Source organism: Aeromonas simiae (assembly GCF_014892695.1).
GTDB lineage: Bacteria > Pseudomonadota > Gammaproteobacteria > Enterobacterales > Aeromonadaceae > Aeromonas > Aeromonas simiae.
The window spans coordinates 1234801-1260774 of the sequence record NZ_CP040449.1; the positions used below are offsets into that span (position 1 = coordinate 1234801).

The following is a 25974-nucleotide window of genomic DNA, read 5'->3' on the forward strand; positions in this document are numbered from 1 at the left end:
ACGGAGCCTACGGGCTCCGTTTTTATTGCTCAGCAACTGGATTAAATAGTTTACGAATTACTGGTTTAGAGTTTGTTGTTCATGGTGGAAGAGGGTGGGTTGAGCAAAAAAGGTGCAGTTGATGGTGTGGTGTCACATTTTATCTTGCCTGATGATGCAGAATTGGTAAGGTGAACTCCGGTTGCGTTGCCGTGAGCGAACTTTTGGTAAATTAAACTTTACAGTTGCCGCGGTGGTTTCATTGAGTAGAGAGAGTTCACCCATGCACAAAGATCCCTTGAACAACATTCATATCCAGTCCGAGCAGGTGATGATCACCCCGGCCGAGCTCAAACAAAAGTTGCCTATCTCTGAGCAGGCGCTGGCCTTCGTACAGGGGGCGCGTCAGACCATCTCTGACATCATTCATCGCCGAGATCATCGGCTGCTGGTGATCTGCGGCCCCTGCTCCATTCACGACATGGAGGCCGCCAAGGCGTACGCAACCCGTCTCAAGGCCTTACATGACGCTTACCGTGACTCTCTCTACATCGTGATGCGGGTCTATTTTGAGAAACCGCGAACCACCGTCGGCTGGAAGGGATTCATCAACGATCCCAATCTGGATGGCACCTTCGACGTGGAGCTGGGGCTGCACCGGGCCCGCGAGCTGCTGTGCTGGCTGGCCGAGCTGGAGTTGCCGCTGGCGACTGAGGCGCTCGATCCTATCAGCCCGCAATACCTGGCAGAGCTTTTCTCCTGGTCGGCGATCGGGGCGCGTACCACCGAGTCTCAGACTCACCGCGAGCTGGCCTCTGGCCTCTCCATGCCGGTCGGCTTTAAAAATGGCACTGACGGTAACCTCGGCACCGCCATCAACGCCATGCGTGCGGCCGCCATGCCGCATGCCTTTATGGGGATCAACCAGCAGGGCCAGGTGGCGCTGCTCCAGACCCAGGGCAACCCGGATGGTCACGTCATTTTGCGCGGTGGCAAGCACCCCAACTATGACTCGGTCAATGTCTCGTTGGCCGAAGAGGCGATGGAGGCGGCCGGTCTGCAACCTTGTCTGGTGGTCGATTGCAGCCACGGCAACTCCAACAAGGATTACCGGTTGCAGCCCAAGGTGGCCGATAACGTCATCCACCAGATCCAGGAGGGGAACCGCTCCATCATCGGCCTCATGCTCGAATCCCATCTGGAGGAGGGAAGCCAATCCTCCGAGCAGCCGCGCGAGTGCATGCGCTATGGCGTTTCTATCACCGATGCCTGCATCGGCTGGGATAGCACGGCAGAGCTGCTGGCACGAGCCCACAAGGAGCTGGGGACTGCGCTTGAGGCTCGACGGCAGCAGGCCTGACATTGAATAATGGACGGGCCGCCTCATGGCGGCCCGCTTGCATGTAGAGAAGGGATGATGGCAAAAGAACTGGATGTCCTGCGGGACAAGATTGATGAAGTGGACAAAGAGCTGGTGGCCTTGCTGGCCCGCCGGCTTGCATTGGTGGCCGAGGTAGGGGAGGTCAAGAGCCGTCACGGCCTGCCCATCTATGCCCCGGATCGCGAGGCGGCCATGCTGGCCCGTCGCCGCGAAGAGGCCGAGGCCAACGGTGTGCCGGGGGATCTCATCGAGGACGTGCTGCGCCGCATCATGCGTGAGTCCTATGCCAGTGAAAAAGACACAGGCTTCAAATGCATCAACCCATCACTGCGCCACGTGGTGGTAGTGGGCGGGCGTGGTGCGCTGGGCCGGCTGTTCGTCAATATGCTGCGTCTGTCCGGCTATCGGGTCGAGGTGCTGGAAAAAGAGGAGTGGGCGCGGGCCGATCACCTGCTGGCGGATGCTGGCATGGTGCTGGTGGCCGTGCCCATCGACGTGACCGAGGCGGTGATAGGCCAGTTGGGCCGCTTGCCGGAAGATTGCCTGCTGGTCGATCTCACCAGTACCAAGCAGGGGCCGCTCAACGCCATGTTACAGGTGCATAACGGGCCTGTGCTCGGTCTGCACCCCATGTTCGGGCCGGATGTGGCAAGTTTTGCCAAGCAGGTCATCGTCTGCTGTACAGGGCGTCATCCCGAGGCGAGCGAGTGGCTGCGTCAGCAGATGACCATCTGGGGCGCGCGGCTGGTGCAGGTGAGCGCCGCTGAACACGACAGGGCCATGACCTTCATTCAAGCGCTGCGCCATTTCGCGACCTTTGCCTATGGCCGCCATCTGGCCGAGGAGCAGGCCGATCTTGAGCAGCTACTCTCGTTGAGCTCCCCCATCTACCGGTTGGAGCTGGCCATGGTCGGGCGGCTGTTTGCCCAAGACCCGGCCCTCTACGCCGATATCATCCTCTCCTCACCGGAGAACCTGGCCATGATCCGCCGCTACTACGACGGCTTCGGTCGCTCGCTCGCCCTGCTCGAGCAGGGGCAGCGGCAGGCGTTCGTGGCGTCGTTCAACGAGGTCGCTGACTACTTCGGCGAGCATGCCGGTCAGTTCCTGCGTGAGAGCAAGCAGCTGCTTGCCCAGGCCAACGATCGCCGCCATCTGGCTTAAGCCACTGGGCGATCATAAAAAAAGAGGGCTGCGGCCCTCTTGTTGTTTTCAATCCTTGCTGGGGCCGGTCAGGCTGCTGCGCAGATCTTCCTCCAGCCAGCCAAGCGGCAGGCTTAAGAGCTCGTCGATGAGTTCGCGCCGCTCCGATTTCTCCAGATAGGCAAGATAGAGGGGGCGGGTGAGGGGCTGCGCCTCCTGAACCAGGTGCAGGCGCCCTTGCTCTAGGTAGGGGCCCACCATGCGCCGCGGCAGATAGGCCGCGCCGCCATTGCCGAGCAGGAAGTGCAGCGCCATGCTGGCTGAGCTCGAATGCAGCACAGGCGTCTTTTGCAGGCTTTGCAAGCGGGCTGGCTGTGGCTCGAAGCTGGTGCCCCAGTCGAGGTGGATATGGGGCATCTGGGCCAGCTGGTCGTTGCCCACATTCGGCTCTCGACTCACCAGCTCAAATACCAGCTCACCGATGGGATGCAGGGCGATCTCGTCGATCTTGGTCGGCTCGGAGAGCAGGGCCAAATCGAGGGAGCGCTCCAGCAACTGACGGCAGAGGTGCTCGCGTGAGGCGGTCTCGAGGCGCACCGCAAGGCCGGGGGCTAGGGCGTAGATGTGGCCCAGCCAGTCATTGAAATCGAGCTCCCAGAACACAGGGGGAGCCCCGATGGCCAGTTGCTGGCTAAAGCCGGGGGAGAGGGCCACATCCTGCTTGGCTCGTCCCAGGGTGTGCAAGATGGCGTCAGCATAGGGGAGCAGTCGCTCGCCTGAGGCGGTGAGGCGGATGTTATTGCGATGCCGCGCAAACAGACTCACCCCTAGCTGTTGCTCCAGTTGGCGGATGCGAAAGCTAACCGCCGACTGGGTAAGGTAGAGATTCTCAGCGGCCCGGCCAAAGTGCCGGGTCTTGCTGACCTCGATAAAGGTCCGAAGCAGTTCGGTATCCATTAATCGAGCGACTCGTCGCCGCCGCCACCACCGTTGCCGCTATCAAAGCTGTTGCTCTCTTCCGCGCCACCGGCCACGGTGCACAGGCGGTGCACCCGCTTGGGACCGATCACCTTCAGGTATTTGAACCACACCTTGGCGTGAGGGTTGCCACCTGCTTCGCCCGATTTCACCTGAGCGATAAAGGCGGCTTCCACCTCGTCACGGGGCTCCATGGCGCCCTGGTAGAGAGCCAGCATGGCGGTGCCAAATTTTTCGAGGCTGTCGGCCTCGGCAACCGTGAACTCGCCGCTGCGGCGAAGACCACGTGGGAAATGTTTGAAGTCGTTGAAACGCTTATCAGATTCGAAGCTCATAAGTGATCTTTTTACTGGTTATGGATGCCTTCGCGGGCAAGTATCATCAGGCACGGCGATAGTGCAAAATCAATTTGCTCGCCATGTTAATGAAAAAATTTTATCGAAACACCGGGGATGCGAAAAAATTTCTGTTAATCGCGAGGAGGCGCAAAACAGAAGGGGCTGGAATCGTGTTCTAAGAGGGAAAGGGGGACTGACGGGCTCGCGACGGCGAGCCCGTCATCGTATTACTTCTGCTCCATGATGATCTGCAGCAGATCGCCCTCCAGTAAGGCCCGTTTGACCAAGGCAACCCCGCCTATGGTGGGCTGATTCTGAAAGCGGGCCCTGACGATGGGCAGGCCACGGTGAAAGCTCGGCAGGGACTGGTGCTCGACGCAGCGGCGAATGGCGGGCATCAGGATCTCTTCGGCCACGGTGATCTCACCGGCCAGCAGCACTTTTTGCGGGTTGAACAGGTTGACCGTGATGGCGATGGCCCGCCCTAGGTGTTCGCCCACATTTTCAAGCACGCTGCGCGCCAGCTCGTCCCCGGCCAGTGCCGCCTTGCACACCTCTTCGATGGTGATGTGCTTGTCTTGCAGCCGGCTTTGATGGCCACGGCTGATGAGCTCTTTCACCTTATCGATGATGGCCTCGTTGGAGGCAATGGTCTCAAGGCAGCCGAAGTTACCACAGTGGCAGCGCTTGCCGAGGGGCTCGACCTGGATGTGACCTATCTCACCCACGTTGCGGTTTTGACCGAGAAACACCTGCCCCTTGGTGATGATCCCCGAGCCCGTCCCCTGGTGCACGCTCACCAGAATTGAGTCCATGCAGTCGCGGGACTCACCAAAGAAGTGCTCGGCCAGTGCCAGCGAGCGGGTGTCATTGCCCACGTAGCAGGGGAGATTGAAGTGGTTCTCCAGCAGCTTGGCCAGCGGCAGGTTGCGGATTTGGTACTTGGGGGTGTAGATGACCATGCCGGTCTCGGGATTGACCAGACCCGGCATAATGAGCGCGATGGCGATGAGCTGGCGATAGCGTTCACGATTCTGATCGATGAAAGCCCCCATCTCGCGCAGCAGCATGTCCACCACTGGCTGCTGGTCGATCTCGGTCACCTGGATGATGTGGTCATCGAGTGACTTGCCGTCGAGATCATACAAAGAGAGGTGCAGGTAGCCGCGGCCCAGCTTGGCCGACACGAAGTGAAAGCGGCTCTTGATGGTGTTGAGCGAGATGGCGCGGCGTCCCCCGGTGGAGGCCTGGGGGGCGCTCTCTCTGATCAGCCCGTGCTCAATGAGTTGACGGGTGATTTTGGTGACGCTGGCGGGAGCCAAGTGGCTCAGCTCTGCTATCTTGACCCGCGAGATGGGGCCTTGCTGGTCAATCAGCCGGTATACGGCTGCACTGTTGACCTGCTTGATGAGATCTACGTTCGCTATTTGTCCGCCAGTCATCGTGTCTGCTTATTGGTTGTAGTGTCCGTTAACCACGGTCCCACGGACCGTGAAGTCCTGATCGAAGACAGTGAGGTTGGCTACCTTGCCGACCTGGATACTACCGAGACGCGAGTCCCATCCAATGGCCCGGGCAGGATAGAGGGTGGCCATACGCAGCGCCTCATCCAGTGGCAACCCGACCTGTTTCACCAGGTTTTCGACCCCCTCGATCATGGTGAGGGCCGAGCCGCCGAGTGTACCATTTTCGTCGACACACTGACCATCGCGGTAATAGACGGTTGCGCCACAAAAATCGAACTGATCGAAGCCTTCCGGGGCTCCGGCCGGGGCGGTGGCGTCGGTCACCAGCACCAGACGTTCACCGAGGATCTTGTGGGCCAGGCGCACGTTGGCCCAGTGCACGTGGTGACCGTCGACGATGATGCCGGCATAGACGTCGGGGCGATCGTAAATCGCGCCGACCACACCGGGCTCGCGACCGTTGATGGTCGGGGTCATGGCGTTGTAGAGGTGGGTGGCGAAACGAATGCCGCAATCAAAACCCTGCATCGCTTGATCGTAACTGGCGGCGGTATGGCCGGCCGAGACTAAGATGCCGGCATCCACCAGACGGCGAATGTGGGCGGGGTCATTACGCTCCGGGGCCAGGGTGATTTTACCGATGGCCTCATGATGGGCGCAGAAGAAGTCGATCATCTCATCGGCAGGCTGGCGGATCTGCTCGGCCGGATGGATCCCTTTGCGTTTGACATTGGTGTAGGGGCCTTCGAGATGGACACCGAGCACCTCGTTAGGATGGGCGGCCATATAGTCACGGGTTACCATGACGGCCCGCTTCATATCCTCATCCGGGCTGGTGATGAGGGTGGGCAGGAAACTGGTGGTGCCTGATTTCAGGTTGGCCGCCTGCATGGTGGCCAGGGTCTCAACCGTGATGGCGTCATTGAACATGACGCCGCCGCAGCCGTTGAGCTGCACGTCGATGAAGCCGGCGCTCAGGTTGGCGCCGTGCAAGTCGTGGCGGGGCAGATCAGCCGGGATCGCCTCTTGTTCGACGATGGCGGCAATCTTGTCGCCATCGATCAGCAGGGCATGGCCGGTGAGGATCGCCTCACCGGTATAGAGAGTGCAGTTGTGCAGTGCGTACATGGCGTTCTCCTTACAGGCGGCCGATGTTGGCCGCTTCCAGCTCCTGGAAGTAACGCACCGTCTTGACCTTGAGTTCCATGGTGGAGGGCTCGTCACAGACCACGATGCCCTTGGGGTGCAGTTGCAGGGTGGAGATAGTCCACATGTGATTGACGCAGCCCTCGACGGCGGCCTGCAGGGCCAGCGCCTTACCATGGCCGGTCACCAGGATCATGATCTCTTCGGCATCCATCAGGGTACCGACGCCCACGGTCAGTGCCAGCTTGGGAACCTGATTGATGTCGCCATCGAAGAAGCGGGAGTTGGCGATACGGGTATCCTCGGTCAGGGTCTTGAGGCGGGTGCGTGAGGCGAGGGAGGAGGCCGGCTCATTGAAGGCGATGTGGCCGTCATTGCCGACGCCGCCCATGAACAGGTGGATCTTGCCGTAGGACTTGATCTTCTCCTCGTAGCGCTGGCACTCAGCCAGCAGATCCTCGGCATTGCCGTTGAGAATGTTGATGTTCTCGGGGCGAATGTCGATGTGGTTGAAGAAGTTGTTGTACATGAAGCTGTGGTAGCTCTGCGGGTGATCTTCCGGCAGGCCGACATACTCGTCCATGTTGAAGGTGACCACGTGCTCGAAGCTCACCTCGCCAGCCTGATGCAGCTCGATCAGTCGCTTGTAGGTCGAGAGCGGCGTGCCGCCGGTCGGCAGACCCAGCACGAACGGACGATCGCGGGTCGGCTGGAAGGCATTGATGCGATCGACAATGTAACGGGCAGACCACAGACCGACTTGGCTGGCGGACTTCAACGGGATCAGACGCATGGGATACCTCTTTGGTCAGGTGCCGGGTGAACCCTGGCATGGAATCGGAATCGTAAGTTGTTTCATAGCGTAAATAAAGATTCCGACATGTGCCACACAATTTACTCATTCATATGTCATTTGGGTGATAATGATCACGAAAGATGGTTTATTAATTTGCAGGGCGAAATAAAAGACATAGACTGAAAAACAAGCCAATAGGCTTATGCAAGAGCAAGTCTAAAGCACTTATTTTGAAACAAGAATTCAAACTAGCACTATAAGGAGAGGGAGCCGTGAACATTCTCGGTTATTTGCAAAAAATCGGCCGCGCGCTGATGGTACCGGTGGCAGTACTGCCCGCCGCCGCCATCCTGATGGGGATTGGCTACTGGATTGACCCGAATGGCTGGGGTGGTGGTAGTCCGGTCGCCGCCTTCCTGATCAAGGCAGGGGCCGCCATCATCGACAGCATGCCTGTGCTGTTCGCGGTCGGTGTTGCCTACGGCATGTCCAAGGATAAGGACGGTGCTGCGGCCCTGGCGGGTCTGGTTGGCTTCCTGGTGGTCACCACCCTGTTGAGCCCAGGCGCCGTGGCCCAGATCAAGGGGATCCCGGCCGATCAGGTACCTGCTGCCTTTGCCAAGATCAGCAACCAATTTGTCGGCATTCTGTGCGGTGTTATCGCCGCCGAGCTGTATAACCGCTTCAGCAGCGTCGAGCTGCACAAGGCGCTGGCCTTCTTCTCGGGCCGCCGTCTGGTGCCGATCGTGACCTCTGTCGTGATGATCGTCGTCTCCTTCATTCTGATGGCGGTATGGCCGGTTATTTACGGTGGTCTGGTGAGCTTTGGCGAGTCCATCGTCAACCTGGGCTCCGCCGGCGCCGGCATCTACGCCTTCTTTAACCGTCTGCTGATCCCGGTCGGTCTGCACCACGCCCTGAACTCGGTGTTCTGGTTTGATGTGGCCGGTATCAACGACATTCCGAACTTCCTCGGTGGTCAATCTTCCATCGACGCGGGTAAAGCCGTGGCGGGTGTGACTGGTATGTATCAGGCCGGCTTCTTCCCCATCATGATGTTCGGTCTGCCGGGTGCGGCGCTGGCCATCTACCACGCGGCCAAGAAAGAGAACAAAGAGAAAGTGGCATCCATCATGATCGCCGCCGCCTTTGCCGCCTTCTTTACCGGTGTCACCGAGCCGCTCGAGTTCTCCTTTATGTTCGTGGCGCCCGTGCTGTATGTCATTCACGCCCTGCTGACCGGCCTGTCTGTCTTCATCGCCGCCAGCATGCAGTGGATTGCCGGCTTCGGCTTCAGCGCCGGTCTGGTGGATATGGTGCTCTCCAGCCGCAACCCGCTGGCCGTCCACTGGTACATGCTGCTGGTACAGGGCCTGGTCTTCTTCGGCCTCTACTATGTGGTGTTCCGCGCCGTGATCGCCAAGTTCAACCTCAAGACCCCGGGTCGTGAGGATGACGAAGCCGCTCCGGTGGTCACCAACCAGCCGACCGACAAGACCGAGCTGGCCCGTCAATACCTCGAGGTGCTGGGGGGTCACGACAACCTGGTTACCATCGACGCCTGCATCACCCGTCTGCGCCTGACCATGAAGGATCGCAGCATCGTCGACGAGCGTAAGCTCAAGGCTCTCGGCGCCGCCGGTGTGGTCAAGCTCGGCGAGCAGAACCTGCAAGTGATTCTGGGCCCCTTGGCCGAGATCATCGCTGGTGAAATGAAGTCCCTGCGTTAACCCGGCGCTTGTCGCCACAAGACTAAGTCCATTGTTGACATAAATAAGGGCCCCGCCTGGGGCCCCATATAACAAGCCAAGAACCATCCAACCTTTACTTCAAACGAGAGCAGCAGCTATGAACTTGAAACAGTCACTGTTAGCCATTGCCATGTCTTCCGCTTTTGTCGCCCACGTCCAGGCCGCCGATGCTGCCAAGCAGGCCGTGGTTGACTCGCTTGCCAACAATCTGCTGGTGAAATACGAAGTGGTCACCAATGACGGCGCTGGTGCCGGCATCGATTGCCAGGCGCTCGGCTCCGAGTGGGCCAGTTGCGGCGTTGCCAAGCTGCACCTGACCAACCAGGGGGCCAGCGTCGATAGCAAGGAGTGGGAGCTCTACATCCACTCCATCCGCCGGATCCAGCGGGTCGACAACGAGCAGTTCACCATCACTCACCTGACCGGCGACCTCTATCGCCTGACCCCGACCGACAAGTTCCAGGGCTTTGCCAAGGATGCCACGGTCGAGGTGCCGTTGGTGGTGGAGTACTGGGTGTTGTTTGAATCTGACATCATGCCGAACTGGTACATCTCTGCCGAGGGCGCCGAGCCCAAGGTGATTGCCAGCATGAGCGACATCAATGATGCCACCCGCTACGAAAAGCCGATGCCGGCCGATGGCTGGAAGCGCACCAAGGATGACAACAACATCCTGATGAACAGCGAGACCCGCTTCGCGGCCAACCAGACCAGCGCCCTGCTGCCGGCGGCCAAGATCGCCAACCAGATAGTGCCGACCCCGCTCAAGCAGGAGATCAAGGCCGGCGCACCGGTGGATCTCTCCAGCATCAAGCTCGATGCGCTGGATCTCCCCTCCGATCGTGCCGAGGCCCTCAAGGCCGAGCTGACCCGCCTGGGTGTCACCCTCTCCGACACCGGCTACCCGGTCTCCATCAAGCTCGGCAGCAAGGTCAAGCAGGCCGAAGGGTACGATATGACCATTGGCCAGCAGGGCACGGTGATCCGTGGTCATGACGTGGCAGGGGCCTTCTGGGGTGCCCAGTCGCTGCTCTCTTTGCTTGGGGTCGACAACAAGCAGGTCTCCCCGATGAGTGTCGAGGATGCGCCGCGCTTTGAATACCGCGGCATGCAGACCGACGTGGCCCGTCACTTCAGAAGCGCCGAGACCATGAAGAAGCTGGTCGATCAGATGGCCGCCATGAAGCTCAACGTGCTGCATTTGGGCTTGACCAACGATGAGGGCTGGCGCATCGAGATCCCGGGTCTGCCCGAGCTGACCGAGGTGGGCAGCAAGCGCTGCCACGATCTCAGCGAGACCCAGTGCCTGCTGCCGCAGCTTGGCTCCGGCCCGACCAGCGACAACATGGGCACCGGTTTTTACAGTAAGGCTGATTACATCGAGCTGGTGCGCTACGCCAAGGCGCGCGGTGTGACCGTGATCCCCGAGATCAACATGCCGGCCCACGCCCGTGCCGCTGTGGTCTCCATGGAGGCGCGCTACAAGCGGCTGCTGGCCGAGGGCAAGGAGGACGAGGCACTCAAGTTCCGTCTGACCGACCCGCAGGACACCTCCAACGTCACCTCGGTGCAGTTCTACGACAAGATGTCCTTCATCAACCCCTGCCAGCCGGGCGCCGCCAACTTCGTGGCTAAGGTGATGGAAGAGGTGGCCAAGATGCACCAGGCCGCCGGTCAGCCGCTGACCGCCTGGCACTACGGTGGTGACGAAGCCAAGAACATCATGCTGGGGGGCGGCTATCAGGATCCGGCCGTCACCAAGAAGGAAGAGCTGGTGGGCTGGCGCGGCAACACCGACTGGAGCAAGCAGGACAAGCCGTTCGGCAAGTCCCCTGTGTGCCAGAAGATGATCGCCGATGGCAAGATTAAGGACGTGGCCGAGCTGCCGGTCTACTTCGCCAAGGAGGTGAGCGAGCTGGTGAAGGGTCATGGCTTTGACACCCTGCAAGCGTGGGAAGATGGCCTGAAGTACGCCAAGGACGCCAGCGTCTTTGCCACCGCCAAGACCCGCGTCAACTTCTGGGAGACCCTCTACTGGGGTGGTTTTAACGAGGCGATGAAGTGGGCCCACAACGGCTATGAAGTGGTGCTCTCCAACCCGGACTACCTCTACTTCGACTTCCCGAACGAGGTTCACCCGGCCGAGCGTGGCTACTACTGGGCCACCCGCTTCAACGACACCCGCAAGGTGTTCGCCTTCGCCCCGGAGAACCTGCCGCAGAACGCCGAGACTTCGGTTGACCGCGACGGCAACGCTTTCGTGGCCAAGGGTGACCAGGAGCCGGTCAAGTTCAAGGGGATCTCCGGCCAGCAGTGGAGTGAGACCATCCGCACCGATGCGCAGTACGAGTACATGGTCTATCCGCGTATCTTCTCCCTGGCCGAGCGTGCCTGGCACAAGGGGAGCTTCGAGCTGCCTTACGTGAAGGGGCGCGAGTTCTCCGGCGAGACCAAGCACGTCAACAAGGCGGCGCTCAACCAGGAATGGAACCGCTTTGCCAACGTACTGGGTCAGCGCGTGCTGCCCAAGCTGGATCAGGCCGGGGTCGAGTATCGCCTCTCCGTGCCGGGGGCCCGCGTCGTCGGTGGCGTGCTGGAGGCCAACGTCGATCTGCCGGGTCTGCCGATCCAGTACAGCCTGGATGGCAAGAGCTGGATCGCCTATGACGCCGCTGCCAAGCCGCAGGTGAGCGGTAAGGTCTACCTGCGCACCGTCAGCTTCGATGGCAAGCGGGTGAGCCGTGTTACCGAGGTGAACGGCTAACCGTTCGTGATACCGGGAGGGCCGGGCGGCCCTCCCTCCTTGGGCAAGGGGTTGGCGTCGCGACCCCTTGCCCAAGGGGGCCTACTGACTTCCTTGACGTTGTGTGTTGTGCTCATATTGTTATCAATGGGTTACCCGCGCTTAGGCGCGGGTTTTTTTATCGATGACGGGCACATGGGACAGAAATAGCGGTTGAGCGCAGGGGCTGAATGGTGGATCATATTCGGCTTGATGTCGGGTGTGGCGCTGGCCGCCCCGCGATGTACGACTTTTGAGGTGAGCCCATGACTCAGGCTAGCAGCCCAACCAACTTTATCCGCCAAATCATCGACGAGGATCTGGCCAGCGGTAAGCACAGCAGTGTGCATACCCGCTTCCCGCCGGAGCCTAACGGCTATCTGCACATCGGCCACGCCAAGTCCATCTGCCTGAACTTCGGCATCGCCCGCGACTATCAGGGCCAGTGCAACCTGCGCTTCGACGACACCAACCCGGTGAAAGAAGACATCGAGTATGTCGAGTCCATCAAGCGTGATGTGCAGTGGCTCGGTTTCCAGTGGAACGGCGAGGTGTGCTACTCCTCTGACTATTTTGACAAGCTGCACGGCTACGCCATCGAGCTTATCGAGAAGGGGCTGGCCTATGTGGATGAGCTGACCCCGGAGCAGATGCGTGAGTACCGTGGCACCCTGACCGAGCCGGGCAAGAACAGCCCGTTTCGCGATCGCTCGGTCGACGAGAACCTGGCCCTATTCGATAAGATGAAGAACGGCGAGTTCGCCGAGGGCACCGCCTGCCTGCGCGCCAAGATCGACATGGCTTCCCCCTTCATGGTGATGCGCGATCCGGTGATCTATCGCATCAAGTTTGCCCACCACCACCAGACCGGTGACAAGTGGTGCATCTACCCCATGTACGACTTTACCCACTGCATCTCCGATGCGCTGGAGGGGATCACCCACTCCCTGTGCACCCTGGAGTTCCAGGACAACCGCCGTCTTTATGACTGGGTGCTGGACAACATCAGCATCGAGTGCCACCCGCGTCAGTACGAGTTCTCCCGTCTGAACCTCGAATACACCGTCATGTCCAAGCGCAAGCTGAACCAGCTGGTGACCGAGAAGCACGTGGAAGGGTGGGACGATCCGCGCATGCTGACTGTCTCCGGCCTGCGTCGCCGCGGTTACACCCCGGCGGCCATCCGCGAGTTCTGCCTGCGTATCGGCGTCACCAAGCAGGACAACATCGTCGAGATGGGGATGCTGGAGGCCTGCATCCGTGACGATCTCAACGAGAACGCTCCGCGCGCCATGGCGGTATTGAATCCGGTTAAGGTGGTGATCGAGAACCTGGATCACGATGAGACCCTGACGGCGCCGGCACACCCGAACAAGCCCGAGATGGGCTCCCGCGAACTCCATTTCGGCCGCGAGATCTTCATCGATCAGGCTGATTTTCGTGAAGAGGCCAACAAGCAGTTCAAGCGTCTGGTGCTGGGCAAAGAGGTGCGCCTGCGCAACGCCTACGTCATCAAGGCCGAGCGGGTCGAGAAGGATGCCGAAGGCAAGGTCACCTGCATCTATTGCTCCTACGATGCCGACACCCTGGGCAAGGATCCGGCCGATGGTCGCAAGGTGAAGGGGGTGATCCACTGGGTCAGCGCCCCCACCTCGCTGCCGGCAGAGATCCGTCTCTACGATCGTCTGTTCAAGGTGCCGAATCCGGGCGCCGAAGAGGACTTCGAGGCGGCCCTGAACCCGGAATCCCTGGTGATCATCGAGGGGGCCCGTGTCGAGGCGTCGCTTAAGGATGCCAAGCCGGAGTTTGCCTACCAGTTCGAGCGTGAAGGGTATTTTTGCGCCGACAACAAGCTCTCCAGCGCCGAGCATCTGGTGTTCAACCGCACCGTGGCGCTGCGCGATTCTTGGGGCAAGGTTGAAGGCTAAGTCGGCCTGATGCTAAACAAGGCGGGGTGACCCGCCTTTTTGCTGCCCGTTTGGCAGGAATGCCAGATAGCAAAAAGCCAGCCCTGGGGCTGGCTTTTCTGATGGGGGCGGCCGGACTCAGTCGTCGGCGTGGGCGCAAGTCCCATCGGCACAGTGACCATACAGATAGAGGCTGTGATTGGTCAGACGAATGTTGTGCTTCTTGGCGATCTCGCTCTGGCGCTGCTCAATAACGTCATCGGAGAATTCGATCACCTTGCCACAGTCGAGGCATACCAGATGGTCGTGATGCTCTTGGCTGGAGAGCTCAAACACCGACTTGCCGCCCTCAAAGTGGTGACGGGTGACGATGCCAGCGTCATCAAACTGGTTGAGAACGCGATACACGGTGGCCAGACCAATCTCTTCACCTTGGTCGATCAGGCGCTTGTAGAGTTCTTCTGCGCTGGTGTGGTGGCACTCCGGCTGCTGCAGGATTTCCAGGATCTTGACGCGGGGAAGGGTGACCTTGAGCCCGGCCTTTTTCAACGCTTGGTTATTGTCAGCCATAGTATTAGTTATTCGCATTCTCTGTGGTGGGGCTATTCTGATTGACTGCCACGCGAATGGCAACCTCGAACTGGCTAAGCGAACCATTATAGAGTTTTCGATTAACGAAAATAAACACGTAAATTCAAAGGCTTTTCGCCATTCAGCCCAACGCTAGATTAGAGCAATCGCTCTTGAGGCTTGGGCACGAATGTTGCTATCATGTAACTAATGTTACTGGTCGGATGAGAAGCAATGGAATGGCTCTTCCGGCGTGCCAGCCTGGTACGCCACGCCCTCAACTGGTGGCCTCCGTTCCGGGGCGCCGGGATCAAGATAGAAGCCTTGAGCGATGACTACCGCTATTGCCGGGTGGTGCTCAAGGCGCGCTGGTCGACCCGCAATGCCAATCGTACCCAGTTCGGCGGCAGCATGTTTGCGATGACCGATCCCATCTATCCCTTGATGCTGATGGGGTACTTCAAGAACCACTACTACGTCTGGGACAAGTCGGGCGACATCGACTACATCAAACCGGGCAAGGGGCCGCTGGTGGCCGAGTTCACCTTAAGTGACAGTGCGCTGGCCGCCATTGTGGCGGCGACCGAAGGGGGGGACAAGCACTTCCCTGAATTCAGCGTCTCCATCCAGGATGGCAAGGGGGAGGTGGTGGCCAAAGTGCGCCGCACCCTCTATGTGCGCAAGCGGCGCGAGCACCGGGGCGGCGCCTGAAAACAGAGAAGCCCCGCACTGCGGGGCTTCTTGCTACCAGGGTCAGACCAGGCTGCCCCACAAGTCGTACTCGTCGGCGTGCTCTATCTGCACCCGCACCAGATCGCCCGGCTTGAGAGTGGTGGCGCCATTGAGGTAGACCAGACCGTCGATCTCCGGCGCATCAGCCATGGAGCGACCGGTCGCCCCCTCTTCGTCCACCTCGTCGATCAGCACGTCCATCTGCTGGCCTACCTTGCGGGCGAGCTTGCGGATGGAGACCTGCTGTTGCAGCTCCATGAAGCGCTGGAAGCGCTCTTCTTGAACCTCTTCCGGCACCGGGTCCGGCAGCTCGTTGGCCTTGGCCCCTTCTACCGGGCTGTATTTGAAGCAGCCAACCCGATCCAGCTCCGCCTTGTCGATGAAGTCGAGCAGCATCTGGAACTCTTCTTCGGTCTCGCCGGGGAAGCCGACGATGAAGGTGGAGCGCAAGGTGATCTCAGGGCAGATCTCACGCCACTTCTGGATGCGCTCCAGGGTGCGCTCGACAGTACCGGGGCGCTTCATCAGTTTCAGGATGCGCGGGCTGGCATGTTGCAGCGGAATATCGAGGTAGGGCAACACCTTGCCATCGCGCATCAGGGGGATGACGTCATCCACGTGCGGGTAGGGGTAGACGTAGTGCAGGCGTACCCACATGCCGAGCTTGGAGAGCTCCTCGCACAGGGCCACCATGCTGGTCTTGACCGGCATGCCGTCGTAGAAGCCGGTGCGGTGCTTCACATCAACTCCGTAGGCGGAGGTGTCCTGGGAGATCACCAGGATCTCCTTTACGCCGGCCTCTTTGAGGCGCTTGGCCTCGGCCAGCACGTCGCCGATGGGGCGGCTCACCAGATCCCCGCGCATGGAGGGGATGATGCAGAAGGTGCAGCGGTGGTTGCACCCTTCGGAGATCTTCAGATAAGCGTAATGGCGCGGGGTGAGTTTGACCCCGTGGGCCGGCACCAGGCTGGTGAAGGGGTTGTGGGTCGGCTTGGCGACGTACTTGTGGACGTGCCCCAGCACCTCTTCATAGGCGTGCGGGCCGGTGATCTCGAGCACCTTGGGGTGGATCTCGCGGATCTGATCCTCTTTGGCGCCGAGGCAGCCGGTGACGATCACCTTGCCATTTTCAGAGAGCGCCTCGCCGATGGCCTCGAGGGATTCCTGCACCGCGCTGTCGATGAAACCGCAGGTGTTGACCACCACCAGTTCCGCATCGTCATAGCTGGGTACCACATCATACCCTTCGGTACGCAGTTGGGTCAGAATGCGCTCGGAGTCGACCAGGTTCTTCGGGCAACCGAGCGAGACAAAGCCGACTTTTGGCGGCTGGTTGGGGGTGCTGCTCATTCACTCATGCTCACAGTGCATTAAAGGCGCGGGATTTTACCAGCATGAGGGGCACAAACAAAGGCCAAAAACTGTACGCAAAGAGAGCGCTGGAAAAATGCGCGGCCCCGCCGGGGCAGGGGCGTGCAATCGGGGATAATCGCGCGGTTTTTTCCTCTCTGGCATCTTGATTGCATACACAGAGACAGCGTCAATCATTTGTCCGGGAGTCAACATGGAAATCAACGCAACCAATCTGCTGCAGGAGATGCAGGGGCTCAAGATCGAGGCGGGCAACAGTCTGGGGGCCCAGCCGAGCCAGAATGTTGGCGCCGATTTCGGCAGCATGCTGAGCCGGGCGCTCGACAACGTCAATGAGCTGCAAGGTCAGTCAAACGATCTGCGCACCCGCTTCGATATGGGGGATCGCTCCATCGACCTTTCCGATGTCATGATCGCGGGGCAAAAATCCACCATCGCTTTCGAGGCGACGGTGCAGGTTCGCAACAAGGTGGTCGAGGCGTACAAGACCATCATGAACATGCCAGTGTAAGGAATTAGCCTGTGGCCACGGAACAGAACGGCGATCTCCTGCTGCAAGACGGCGCCGCCACCTTGGATGAGCACGAGCAGAAGAGCTCGGCGTTTGGCAGCATCCTCTCCAACAGCGACATTCTGCGCCAGATCACCTTGATTTTGGGGCTGGCCATCTGTCTTGCTATCGCGGTTTTCATCCTGCTGTGGGGCAAAGAGCCCGACATGCGGCCGCTGGGCACCTTCAGCACCGAACAGTTGGTGAAAACCCTCGATTACCTCGATCAGCAGAAGATCCCCTACGAGGTGGATGGCAAGTCGGTGCTGGTCAATGCCGAGAAGTACCCCGATATCCGTTTGCAGTTGACCCGTGCCGGGCTGGGCGCCGCGGATGACAGCGCCATCGGCGGTGAGGACATCCTGCTCAAAGATTCGAGCTTTGGCGTGAGCCAGCGGATGGAGGCCGAGCGCCTCAAACTGAGCCGGGAGCGCCAGCTAGCCAGCGCCATCGAGCAGTTCCAGTCGATCGCCAAGGCCCAGGTGCTGCTGGCCATCCCGAAAGAGAACGTGTTTGCCCGCAACGAGCGCAAGCCGAGCGCCACCGTGGTGGTCAGCCTCAAGGGGGCGGCGCTTGAGCAGGGCACGGTCGATGCTATCGTCGACATGGTGGCCTCCGCCGTGCACGGCCTGGAGCCGAGCCGGGTCACCGTCACCGATCAGGGGGGGCGCCTGCTCAACTCCGGCTCCCAAGATCCGATCGCGGTGCAGACCCGCCGCGAGTTTGCGATGCAGCAAAAGCAGGAGCTCGAATACAAACAGAAAATTGACGCCATCCTGATCCCGGTGCTCGGTGCCGACAATTACACCGCCGAGGTGGATTTGTCGCTCGACTTCACCCAGCAAGAGCAGACCCGCAAGACTTTCAACCCAGACTTGCCCGCGGTGCGCTCCGAGATGACCATGGAGGAGAACAGCGCCAACGGTCAGAGCCAAGGGATCCCCGGCGCCCTCTCCAACCAGCCACCTGCTAACGCAACCATTCCCGAGCAGGCCACCGGCGCCAACGCCGCCAGCAGTTCGGGCCGCTCGCGTAAAGAGGCCACCCGCAACTTCGAACTCGACACCACGGTGAGTCACACCCGGCGTCAGATGGGGGGGATCCGCCGCATGACGGTCTCGGTGGCGGTCGACTACAAGACGGCTACGGCGGGGGCTGATGGCAAGATAAGTCGTGAACCGCGTAGTCAGGCCGAGCTCGATACCTTGCGTCGGGTGCTCAGCGGTGGCCTTGGCTTCGACGTGACCCGTGGCGACACCCTGGAGGTGGTCACCATCCCCTTCAACCGTCCCGAACTCGATGCGGTGGCCGAGCCTCCTCTCTACGATCAGCCCTGGTTCTGGCGCGCCGTACGTATCGCCGCCTCGGTGCTCATCATCATCGTGCTCATCGTGACCGTGGTGCGGCCCATGCTCAAACGGCTGCTCTATCCGGATGCCAGACCCGAGCATGAGGTGGATCTGGATAACCACACCGTGCTGGGGGGCGACGACGAGTTGAGCCTGCTGGCTGCTCAGGCTGAGGCCGAGCCGGTGTTTGGTCTGCGCGATGGTCAGCTCAAGCTGCCCGATCTGCACCGTGACGAAGACTTGCTCAAGGCAGTGCGCGCTCTGGTAGCGAATGAACCCGACCTGGCGGCCCAGGTCATCAAGGAGTGGGTAACCAAAGATGCCTGATAGTAACAACCAAGTGACCGGCAACGACATCACCGATACCCAGCGTCAGATCCTTGACAGCATGAGTGGCATGGAGATGGCGGCCGTGCTGATGCTGAGCCTCAACGAAGAGGATGCGGCGCAGATCTTCCGCCATCTCGAGCCCAAGCAGGTGCAGCGCCTCGGCATGTCGATGGCCTCCATGTCGGATTTCAGCCACGACCGGGTTGCAGCAGTGCACCGTCAGTTCATCGACGACATCCAGAAGTACACCAACATCGGGATCGGCAGCGAGGACTTCGTGCGCAAGGCCCTGGTGGCCGCGCTCGGTGAGGACAAGGCCAGCAACCTGGTCGATCAGATCATCCTCGGCTCCGGGGCGCGCGGTCTCGATTCGCTCAAGTGGATGGATGCCCGCCAGGTGGCCAGCATCATCCAAAACGAGCACCCGCAGATCCAGACCATCGTCCTCTCCTACCTCGAGCCCGAGCAGTCGGCCGAGATCTTGAGCCAGTTCCCGGAGCAGGTGCGCCTCGATCTGGTGATGCGTATCGCCAACCTCGAAGAGGTGCAACCGGCGGCGCTGCAAGAGCTCAACGACATCATGGAGAAGCAGTTCGCCGGCGCGGCCGGTGCCCAGGCGGCCAAGATGGGCGGCCTGAAGGCGGCGGCCAACATCATGAACTACCTCGACACCAACGTCGAAGGGCAGTTGATGGACGCCATCCGCGATGCCGACGAGGAGATGAGCCAGCAGATCCAGGATTTGATGTTCGTGTTCGAAAACCTCATCGATGTGGACGATCGCGGCATCCAGACCCTGCTGCGCGAAGTGCCGGGAGATCTGTTGCAGCGGGCTCTCAAGGGCTCGGACGATCAGATGCGCGAGAAGGTGTTCAAGAACATGTCCAAGCGGGCGGCCGAGATGCTGGCCGACGATCTGGAGGCGATGGGCCCGATCCGCGTCTCCGAGGTGGAGGCGGCGCAAAAGGAGATCCTCTCGATTGCTCGCCGTCTGGCCGATGCCGGCGAAATCATGCTGGGCGCCGGTGGTGGCGACGAGTTCCTGTAAGCCATGAGCGATCGCAAGTTAAGGGGTTACCTGCGCCCGGAGCAGGATGGCATCGAGGTGCAGGACTGGGGCTGGCCGCAGATGGAGAGCGGCCCGCAGATGGAGAGCAATGCCCTGGGGCTGGCGCCCGACTGGTATCAGCACGAGGAGCCCGAGCCCGAGGTGGACGCTGAGCCGGAGCCGACCCCCACCCTGACCGCCGAGGAACTGGAGGCGATCCGCCAGGCCGCTTGGGAGGAGGGGATGCAGGAGGGGCGTGAGGCCGGTTTTGCCAAGGGGCTCGAAGAGGGTAAGCTCGAAGGATTGCAACAGGGCCACGCCGCCGGTCTCGAGCAGGGGCGTGAGGAGGGGCTCGCCATGGGGCGCGAGCTGGTCGAGCAGGCGGTAGCCCACTGGCAGCAGCTCGCCTCCCGCCTCGCTACCCCCTTGGCCGAGCTGGACGACGAGGTGGAGCAGCAACTGCTGAGCCTGACCTTGCAGCTGGCCAAGACACTGATCAAGCACGAGGCCGAGACCTCGCCCCGGCTGCTACTGGCGGCCCTCAAGGAGGGGCTGGCCCAGTTGCCGGCGGCCGAGAGCGGCATCACCTTGCAACTGCATCCGGAGGACGTGGAGCGGGTGGTGGCCGCCTTTGGCGCCGAAGAGTGCGAAAAGCGCGGCTGGCGCCTCGAGGCCGATCCCACTCTTTCTCACGGCGACGTGCAGCTCGCCACCACGCTGTCTAGCATCGACATGCAGTTGGAGGCCCGCATCAATCAGCTGCTGCGTAACTTCCTGCGCGACAACCACGGGGAGTAAGCCCATGCACCGCACTCTGCTTAGCCGCATGCAGCGCTATCGGGTGGCCGACATCGCCCCGCGCACCCCGGTCGCCGGCAAGTTGACGCGGGTGGTGGGGCTGACTCTGGAGGCGGTCGGGTGCCGCGCCGCCATCGGCTCACTGTGCCGCATCGATACCCTCGATGGGGTGCTCGAGGCCGAGGTGGTCGGCTTTGCCGGCGAGCGGCTCTACCTGATGCCGAGCGAGCAGCTCAAAGGGGTGATCCCCGGCGCTAGGGTGGTGCCCCTCTCCGAGGAGCAGGGCATTCCGGTCGGCATGAGCCTGCTCGGTCGAGTCATCGATGGCATCGGCCAGCCGCTCGACGGGCTCGGCCCCATTCTCACCGCCCACACCGCCCGTTTCGCCGCTCGCGGCATCAACCCGCTGGCCCGCCGCCCGATCCATCAGCCGATGGACGTGGGGGTTCGCGCCATCAATGCGGTGTTGACCGTGGGGCAGGGGCAGCGGATGGGGCTGTTTGCCGGCTCGGGGGTCGGCAAGTCAGTGCTGCTCGGCATGATGACCCGGGGCTCGGTGGCCGATGTGGTGGTGGTAGGCCTCATCGGGGAGCGGGGCCGGGAGGTGAAAGAGTTCATCGAGGAGATCCTCGGCGTTGAGGGGCGCGAGCGCGCCGTGGTGGTGGCGGCCCCCGCCGATGCCTCGCCACTGATGCGTCTCAAGGGGTGCGAAACCGCCATCACCATCGCCGAGTATTTCCGCGATCAGGGGCTGAATGTGCTGCTTTTGATGGATTCCCTGACCCGTTACGCCCAGGCCCAGCGCGAGATTGCCTTGGCGGTCGGCGAGCCGCCGGCGACCAAGGGCTACCCGCCCTCGGTGTTCGCCAAATTACCGGCGCTGGTGGAGCGGGCCGGCAATGGCGGGGAGGGGCAGGGCTCCATCACGGCCTTTTTCACCGTGCTGACCGAAGGGGATGATCTGCAAGATCCCATCGCCGATGCGGCGCGCGCCATCCTCGACGGCCACATCGTGCTGTCGCGCGAGCTGGCCGATGCCGGCCACTACCCGGCCATCGACATCGAAAAATCGATCAGCCGGGTCATGCCTCAGGTGACCTCGCCCGAGCACCTGCAACTGGCGCGGCTGCTCAAGCAGTATTACTCCCTCTACCAGCAGAATCGCGATCTCATCAGCATCGGCGCATACAGCCAGGGGGCCGATCCGCGCATCGACCGCGCCATCTTGCAAAAGCCCTATCTGGATCAGTTCTTGCAGCAGGGGATGCGCGAGGTGGTCGGCTATGACACCGGGCTGGCCGAGCTGGAGATGGTGACGGGGCCGCTCAACCGATGAGTAAGGAGACGCGATGAGCAAGGGGTTGCAACTGTTGGCCGGTCAACTGGCCGAGGCGGAACAGCGCTGCGCCATGGCGCTGGCCAAGGCGCGCCAGGATCTCAAGCTCTTCATGGAGCAGCAGGAGGCGCTTAGCCACTACCGCCAGATCTACCAGCAGCAGTGGACCGAGCGTGGCCTGCAAGGGATCGCCGCCCAGCAGAACGTGCAGTACCAGGCCTTCATCAACAAGCTGCAACTGGCCGCAGAGCAGCAGTATGAGGGGGTCTTGCAGGTGCGTCAGGCGGTGGAGCAGCGCAAGCAGGAGTGGCTCGCCACCCAGCAAAAGCGCAAGGCGGTGGAGCTGTTGCTGGCCAAGCAGGCCGAGCGGGCTCGCCAGAAGGCGGAGCGCCAGGAGCAGAAGATGCTGGATGAGTTTGCCACCCGCAGCTACCTGCATCGGCCTCAGCCGTAACCCATCAAGATAATGGCCCGGTAGTTGCATTCTACCGGACAGGCACCTTGGCCCGTCCGCTCTTGCGTGACCTGACGATAACCAGAGCAGGAGTTCATCATGACAGCCCCATCCCCTCTTACTCTTTCCGCCGGTGCATCCGAGCCGCTGCTGGGCGCACGTGCGGCGAAAAGTGGTGCGACCGAAGAGAGCTTCGCCCTCTGGCTCTCCCCCGAATCGGCCGAGCAGAGCGATGTGCCTGTCAGTGAAAAAGAGGTGAGTAAAGAGGCCTCGGCGCAGGAGAAGCAAGGGGAGGCGCTGCCGGAGGGCGGCGAAGAGTTGCCGCTCGATCTGCTCAGCCGCCTCGAAGCCTCGCTGCACACCAGCACTCAGTTGGTGATGGCGGCGCCGAGCGCAGGGCAGGGTGAGCAGGAGGCGCTGGCACTGGACGAGGGGGACTTAGTGGGCGCGCGCCCCATGGCGGCGACAGCACAGGTAAAGCGTGATGCCGCTGAGGCCTTACAGGGAACGGCGATCGCCGCCGCCGGGCAGGCCAAGGGAGCGTCGCCCTCAGCGCCGCTTCTGGATGCGAAGGCAACGCCGGCTCCCGATGGCGACCCGCCGCGTGATGAGGGCGGTATTGCGCTATCTCGCTTGCAGGGCGCCGGAATGCAGGTGGTCGATGCGCAACCTGAGCCGGCCGAGACGCCCCGTTTACCAGGGGCAGACAAAACAGCGATAACCACGCCACAAACCACGGCGCAAACCATGGCGCAGGTGCCGCTCAAGCAGAGTGAGCCCGGTGCCGTGGTCTCTCCTATCCAGATGCAAGACGCCCACCTCTTCACGGCAGCCCCCCCGGCAACCGATGCCGCGCTTTTGCCGGAGGCGCCCGCACAGGATGAGGGGGCGCCTCACCTTGCGCAGCAAACTGATCCCCGTGTCACGCAACAAAGGGTCGCGGTATCCGATAACGCGACCGTTCTGGCCGTGGAGGTGAGCGAGCCGGAGCCGGCCGCCGCGCAGGCAAGTGGAGCCAAAGCGCAGCGCCCCGAGGAGGCCAAGGGTCACGCCATCCCCACGCCGGGCGACACTCGGCCTCAGCCGACCTCTGTAGTGCCTCCTTCCCCCAAGGAGGCGGGCACGCCCCCAGGTGAGCCTGCGGGCCCAGTGGCCGCCACGTCGAGTCAAGTGAATCAAGCGCCGGCGGCGGGCGCTGCGCCCCGCGCACCTCAAGAGGACGCGGCACAGGTGACCCAAGATACCCCGACCAAGGAGGTTGCCGCAGAGAGCAAGGCCAGTAGCTGGGCGGCGTCGCTACAGGGAAGCGGGGCACACCAGGAGCAGAAAAGCCGGGAGGCTGCGCCGGTGGATCAGGAGCAGGCACTGGCCCGCGCCGCCTCGCTGCAACCGGCCCAGGCAACCATGGGGGGAGAGCGCTCGCTGGTGGCTCCGGGGGCGCATGAACATCAACCCGATGAGATGCTGAAGGTTCGTGATGGGGAGAGGGGGCGCGCTGAGGTGCAGGGAGCCGCCCGTCAGGAGGCCCAACCGGCTGCGGTGCAGAGCGAGGCCGCGCCACAGAGCACAGTGCAACATGGCAGTGCCCAGCACGGCGTGCTCACCCAAAGCGCCGAGGGGCCGCAGGGCCAGAGTGCCACGGTGCAGGGGGAGCGGCGCGATACCCTGCTCGGATCGCAGCGTTTGCAGGGAGAGCAAGTCCCGGCCGAGTTGCAGCAGAAGGTCAATGTGATGCTGACCGAGCGGTTGCAGCAGGCCGAGCTGCAACTTGACCCCATGGGGCTTGGCAAGATGAAAATTCAGATCCAGCTTGGCCAGGAGCAGCAGGTCAGCGTTCACTTCGTGGTACAACATGGCCAGACCCGCGATCTGGTCGAGCAGAGTATGCCGCGCCTGCGCGATATGCTGGCCGGGCAGGGGATTACCCTCGGACAGACCCAGGTGCAGCAGCAGTTTCAGCACACCGGTCAGCAGGCGCAGGCCGGTGCTGGTCAGGGCGGTGGGCAGGGGCGAGGCCATCCCCAAGGGGAGGCGACGGCAGCAGCTCAACCACAACCGGCGGCGACCCGGTTGCCGAGGGAATCGGCAAACGGTCGCGGAATCGATTTCTATGCTTGAAGCCGCCTGCGGCAACTATATGATAATGAAAAACTTACATGACACGGTGGGCTCACGATGGCGGACGACAGCGAACTGACCCTAAAAGAGAAGGGCGGTGGTAAGAAGAAACTCATCCTCATAGCTGTGGCTGCCCTGGTGTTGATCGGGGGCGCAGTCGGTGCTTGGCTCATGCTCTCGGGCCCTGCCAAGCCCTCTGCCGAAGAGACCGCCAAGGCCAGTCCCGCACAGGCCGAGCCACAGCGTCAGCATGCACTTTACGTGGGCATGCCACGCCCCTTTGTCTTCAATGTCAGTGGTCAGGATCGCGATCGCCTGGTGCAGATCAAGGTGCAATTGATGGTGCGTGGGGGGGCCAGCGAGGCGTTGGCCAAGCAGCATATACCGCTGATTGAGGGCACCTTGCTGCGCGTTTTTAGCGCCGCCAGTGCCGAGCAACTGATGACGTTTGAGGGCAAGGAGAAGCTGCGCACTGATGCGTTGGCCGAGACCCAGCGCGTACTCAAGGAGCTCACCAAGGAAAACGTGGTGGAGCAGGTGCTCTTTACCGGTTTTGTGATGCAGTAGGTGACATGTGAGTGATCTGTTAAGCCAAGACGAAATCGATGCCCTGCTGCACGGGGTGGACGAGGTAGAGGAAGAGGAGATTATCAGCGGTGACAGCCACGGCGTCGCCTCGTTTGATTTCTCGTCCCAAGATCGTATCGTGCGCGGTCGCATGCCGACCCTGGAGCTGGTGAATGAACGCTTCGCCCGCCACATGCGTATCAGCCTGTTCAACATGATGCGCCGCACCGCCGAGGTCTCCATCAACGGGGTGCAGATGCTGAAATTCGGCGAGTACGTCCACACCCTGTTTGTCCCAACCAGCCTGAACATGGTGCGCTTTCGTCCCCTCAAGGGAACGGCCCTCATCACCATGGAGGCGCGTCTGGTCTTCATCCTGGTGGAGAACTTCTTTGGCGGCGATGGTCGCTACCACGCCAAGATTGAGGGACGCGAGTTCACCCCCACCGAGCGGCGCATCATCCAGATGCTGCTCAAGCTGGTATTTGAGGATTACAAGGACGCCTGGGCCCCGGTGATGGACGTCGGCTTTGAATACCTCGACTCGGAAGTGAACCCGGCCATGGCCAACATAGTGAGCCCCACCGAGGTGATCGTGGTGAGCTCGTTTCACATCGAGCTCGACGGCGGGGGCGGTGATTTTCACGTGGCCATGCCCTACTCGATGCTCGAGCCCATCCGCGAGCTACTTGATGCCGGTGTCCAGAGCGACAAGGGGGACACTGACGTGCGCTGGAGCAAGGCGCTGCGTGATGAGATCATGGACGTCAAGGTCGAGATCAAGGCCAAGCTGCTCGAGGCGGAGCTGACCCTGCGTGAGCTGATGGAGCTGCAACCGGGCGACATCATCCCGGTCGAGATGCCGGAAAACGTGCTGGTGTCGGTTGAGGAGTTGCCCACCTTCCACGCCAAGATGGGGCGCACCAAAGAGAAGGTGGCGCTCAAGATAGTCGACAAGCTCAAGCGACCCGACACAGTGAAGACCGAGATGCATCTGGTGACCCGTGGTGGGGTGCGCATCGATGGTGAAGCCGAGCTCGAGGAGCTCGAACGCAGCATTGAAGATCAACAGCAGTAGCAGGCC

22 protein-coding genes are annotated in these 25974 nt (G+C 61.4%); 15 read left to right on the plus strand and 7 right to left on the minus strand.

What is annotated here, in order from left to right; genetic code table 11:
- Nucleotides 1–262: 262 nt before the first annotated feature.
- Nucleotides 263–1339 (plus strand): 3-deoxy-7-phosphoheptulonate synthase, encoded by a 1077-nt coding sequence (locus FE240_RS05830; RefSeq protein ID WP_193003750.1) that lies wholly within the window; start codon nt 263–265, stop codon nt 1337–1339.
- A gap of 57 nt (nt 1340–1396) precedes the next feature.
- Nucleotides 1397–2524 (plus strand): bifunctional chorismate mutase/prephenate dehydrogenase, encoded by a 1128-nt coding sequence (gene tyrA / locus FE240_RS05835; protein ID WP_193004464.1) that lies wholly within the window; start codon nt 1397–1399, stop codon nt 2522–2524.
- 48 nt (nt 2525–2572) lie between these two features.
- On the opposite strand, the gene hdfR is transcribed toward tyrA, so the two are convergent.
- The 5 genes from hdfR to nagB form a co-directional block, all read right to left on the minus strand.
- Nucleotides 2573–3460, minus strand: a complete 888-nt coding sequence (gene hdfR, locus FE240_RS05840; RefSeq protein WP_193003751.1) for an HTH-type transcriptional regulator HdfR — start codon at nt 3458–3460, stop codon at nt 2573–2575.
- The gene (gene maoP, locus FE240_RS05845; protein ID WP_193003752.1) at nt 3460–3816 is read right to left on the minus strand and encodes a DUF413 domain-containing protein; all 357 of its coding nucleotides are present in this window, start codon (nt 3814–3816) and stop codon (nt 3460–3462) included. The genes hdfR and maoP overlap by 1 nt, the downstream gene beginning before the upstream one ends.
- A gap of 230 nt (nt 3817–4046) precedes the next feature.
- Complete coding sequence (nagC, locus tag FE240_RS05850) at nt 4047–5261, minus strand: DNA-binding transcriptional regulator NagC (RefSeq protein ID WP_193003753.1); 1215 nt, start codon at nt 5259–5261, stop codon at nt 4047–4049.
- A gap of 9 nt (nt 5262–5270) precedes the next feature.
- Nucleotides 5271–6413 (minus strand): N-acetylglucosamine-6-phosphate deacetylase, encoded by a 1143-nt coding sequence (gene nagA / locus FE240_RS05855; protein ID WP_193003754.1) that lies wholly within the window; start codon nt 6411–6413, stop codon nt 5271–5273.
- 10 nt (nt 6414–6423) lie between these two features.
- Nucleotides 6424–7224: a glucosamine-6-phosphate deaminase gene (nagB, locus tag FE240_RS05860; protein ID WP_193003755.1), complete on the minus strand. Its 801-nt coding sequence runs from the start codon at nt 7222–7224 to the stop codon at nt 6424–6426.
- 275 nt (nt 7225–7499) lie between these two features.
- Between nagB and nagE the strand changes: the two genes are divergently transcribed.
- The 3 genes from nagE to glnS all read left to right on the plus strand — a co-directional run bounded on the left by nagE (nt 7500) and on the right by glnS (nt 13688).
- The gene (nagE, locus tag FE240_RS05865) at nt 7500–8957 is read left to right on the plus strand and encodes an N-acetylglucosamine-specific PTS transporter subunit IIBC (protein ID WP_193003756.1); all 1458 of its coding nucleotides are present in this window, start codon (nt 7500–7502) and stop codon (nt 8955–8957) included.
- A 118-nt stretch (nt 8958–9075) separates the two neighbouring features.
- Nucleotides 9076–11742, plus strand: a complete 2667-nt coding sequence (locus tag FE240_RS05870) for a beta-N-acetylhexosaminidase (protein WP_193003757.1) — start codon at nt 9076–9078, stop codon at nt 11740–11742.
- A 284-nt stretch (nt 11743–12026) separates the two neighbouring features.
- Complete coding sequence (gene glnS, locus FE240_RS05875; RefSeq protein ID WP_193003758.1) at nt 12027–13688, plus strand: glutamine--tRNA ligase; 1662 nt, start codon at nt 12027–12029, stop codon at nt 13686–13688.
- A gap of 117 nt (nt 13689–13805) precedes the next feature.
- Here the strand turns inward: glnS and fur are convergent, their stop codons facing one another.
- Nucleotides 13806–14237 (minus strand): ferric iron uptake transcriptional regulator, encoded by a 432-nt coding sequence (gene fur, locus FE240_RS05880; RefSeq protein ID WP_042045764.1) that lies wholly within the window; start codon nt 14235–14237, stop codon nt 13806–13808.
- 234 nt (nt 14238–14471) lie between these two features.
- Here fur and FE240_RS05885 point away from each other — a divergent pair, with 234 nt between their 5' ends.
- Nucleotides 14472–14948, plus strand: a complete 477-nt coding sequence (locus FE240_RS05885; protein WP_193003759.1) for a DUF4442 domain-containing protein — start codon at nt 14472–14474, stop codon at nt 14946–14948.
- A gap of 42 nt (nt 14949–14990) precedes the next feature.
- Here the strand turns inward: FE240_RS05885 and rimO are convergent, their stop codons facing one another.
- Complete coding sequence (gene rimO / locus FE240_RS05890) at nt 14991–16319, minus strand: 30S ribosomal protein S12 methylthiotransferase RimO (RefSeq protein WP_193003760.1); 1329 nt, start codon at nt 16317–16319, stop codon at nt 14991–14993.
- 214 nt (nt 16320–16533) lie between these two features.
- Here rimO and fliE point away from each other — a divergent pair, with 214 nt between their 5' ends.
- From fliE to fliM, 9 genes are all read left to right on the plus strand, one after another.
- Complete coding sequence (fliE, locus tag FE240_RS05895) at nt 16534–16851, plus strand: flagellar hook-basal body complex protein FliE (RefSeq protein ID WP_193003761.1); 318 nt, start codon at nt 16534–16536, stop codon at nt 16849–16851.
- An 11-nt stretch (nt 16852–16862) separates the two neighbouring features.
- Nucleotides 16863–18566 (plus strand): flagellar basal-body MS-ring/collar protein FliF, encoded by a 1704-nt coding sequence (fliF, locus tag FE240_RS05900; RefSeq protein ID WP_193003762.1) that lies wholly within the window; start codon nt 16863–16865, stop codon nt 18564–18566.
- Nucleotides 18559–19617, plus strand: a complete 1059-nt coding sequence (fliG, locus tag FE240_RS05905) for a flagellar motor switch protein FliG (RefSeq protein ID WP_193003763.1) — start codon at nt 18559–18561, stop codon at nt 19615–19617. Before fliF ends, fliG begins: the two co-directional genes overlap by 8 nt.
- 3 nt (nt 19618–19620) lie before the next feature.
- Complete coding sequence (gene fliH, locus FE240_RS05910) at nt 19621–20415, plus strand: flagellar assembly protein FliH (protein WP_193003764.1); 795 nt, start codon at nt 19621–19623, stop codon at nt 20413–20415.
- 4 nt (nt 20416–20419) lie between these two features.
- Nucleotides 20420–21751, plus strand: coding sequence for a flagellar protein export ATPase FliI (fliI, locus tag FE240_RS05915; RefSeq protein WP_042045773.1), 1332 nt, complete (start codon nt 20420–20422; stop codon nt 21749–21751).
- Between the two features lie 13 nt (nt 21752–21764).
- Nucleotides 21765–22205 (plus strand): flagellar export protein FliJ, encoded by a 441-nt coding sequence (gene fliJ, locus FE240_RS05920; RefSeq protein WP_042045776.1) that lies wholly within the window; start codon nt 21765–21767, stop codon nt 22203–22205.
- A gap of 99 nt (nt 22206–22304) precedes the next feature.
- The gene (locus FE240_RS05925) at nt 22305–24323 is read left to right on the plus strand and encodes a flagellar hook-length control protein FliK (RefSeq protein WP_193003765.1); all 2019 of its coding nucleotides are present in this window, start codon (nt 22305–22307) and stop codon (nt 24321–24323) included.
- Nucleotides 24324–24380: 57 nt separating this feature from the next.
- Nucleotides 24381–24890, plus strand: coding sequence for a flagellar basal body-associated protein FliL (gene fliL / locus FE240_RS05930; protein ID WP_193003766.1), 510 nt, complete (start codon nt 24381–24383; stop codon nt 24888–24890).
- Between the two features lie 7 nt (nt 24891–24897).
- Nucleotides 24898–25968 carry a flagellar motor switch protein FliM gene (gene fliM, locus FE240_RS05935; RefSeq protein ID WP_042045780.1) on the plus strand — a complete coding sequence of 357 codons (1071 nt, stop codon included), beginning with the start codon at nt 24898–24900 and terminating at the stop codon, nt 25966–25968.
- The last annotated feature ends 6 nt before the right edge of the window (nt 25969–25974 follow it).

Bases quoted from the DNA above. Each gene is read 5' to 3' on its own strand.
- nagB (WP_193003755.1), bottom strand. From the start codon at position 7,224: ATGCGTCTGATCCCGTTGAAGTCCGCCAGCCAAGTCGGTCTGTGGTCT.
- fur (WP_042045764.1), bottom strand. From the start codon at position 14,237: ATGGCTGACAATAACCAAGCGTTGAAAAAGGCCGGGCTCAAGGTCACC.
- fliH (WP_193003764.1), top strand. From the start codon at position 19,621: ATGAGCGATCGCAAGTTAAGGGGTTACCTGCGCCCGGAGCAGGATGGC.
- tyrA (WP_193004464.1), top strand. From the start codon at position 1,397: ATGGCAAAAGAACTGGATGTCCTGCGGGACAAGATTGATGAAGTGGAC.
- FE240_RS05885 (WP_193003759.1), top strand. From the start codon at position 14,472: ATGGAATGGCTCTTCCGGCGTGCCAGCCTGGTACGCCACGCCCTCAAC.
- FE240_RS05830 (WP_193003750.1), top strand. From the start codon at position 263: ATGCACAAAGATCCCTTGAACAACATTCATATCCAGTCCGAGCAGGTG.
- fliJ (WP_042045776.1), top strand. From the start codon at position 21,765: ATGAGCAAGGGGTTGCAACTGTTGGCCGGTCAACTGGCCGAGGCGGAA.
- fliG (WP_193003763.1), top strand. From the start codon at position 18,559: ATGCCTGATAGTAACAACCAAGTGACCGGCAACGACATCACCGATACC.
- hdfR (WP_193003751.1), bottom strand. From the start codon at position 3,460: ATGGATACCGAACTGCTTCGGACCTTTATCGAGGTCAGCAAGACCCGG.
- fliL (WP_193003766.1), top strand. From the start codon at position 24,381: ATGGCGGACGACAGCGAACTGACCCTAAAAGAGAAGGGCGGTGGTAAG.
- fliE (WP_193003761.1), top strand. From the start codon at position 16,534: ATGGAAATCAACGCAACCAATCTGCTGCAGGAGATGCAGGGGCTCAAG.
- glnS (WP_193003758.1), top strand. From the start codon at position 12,027: ATGACTCAGGCTAGCAGCCCAACCAACTTTATCCGCCAAATCATCGAC.
- rimO (WP_193003760.1), bottom strand. From the start codon at position 16,319: ATGAGCAGCACCCCCAACCAGCCGCCAAAAGTCGGCTTTGTCTCGCTC.
- fliI (WP_042045773.1), top strand. From the start codon at position 20,420: ATGCACCGCACTCTGCTTAGCCGCATGCAGCGCTATCGGGTGGCCGAC.
- maoP (WP_193003752.1), bottom strand. From the start codon at position 3,816: ATGAGCTTCGAATCTGATAAGCGTTTCAACGACTTCAAACATTTCCCA.
- FE240_RS05870 (WP_193003757.1), top strand. From the start codon at position 9,076: ATGAACTTGAAACAGTCACTGTTAGCCATTGCCATGTCTTCCGCTTTT.
- nagC (WP_193003753.1), bottom strand. From the start codon at position 5,261: ATGACTGGCGGACAAATAGCGAACGTAGATCTCATCAAGCAGGTCAAC.
- nagA (WP_193003754.1), bottom strand. From the start codon at position 6,413: ATGTACGCACTGCACAACTGCACTCTCTATACCGGTGAGGCGATCCTC.
- FE240_RS05925 (WP_193003765.1), top strand. From the start codon at position 22,305: ATGACAGCCCCATCCCCTCTTACTCTTTCCGCCGGTGCATCCGAGCCG.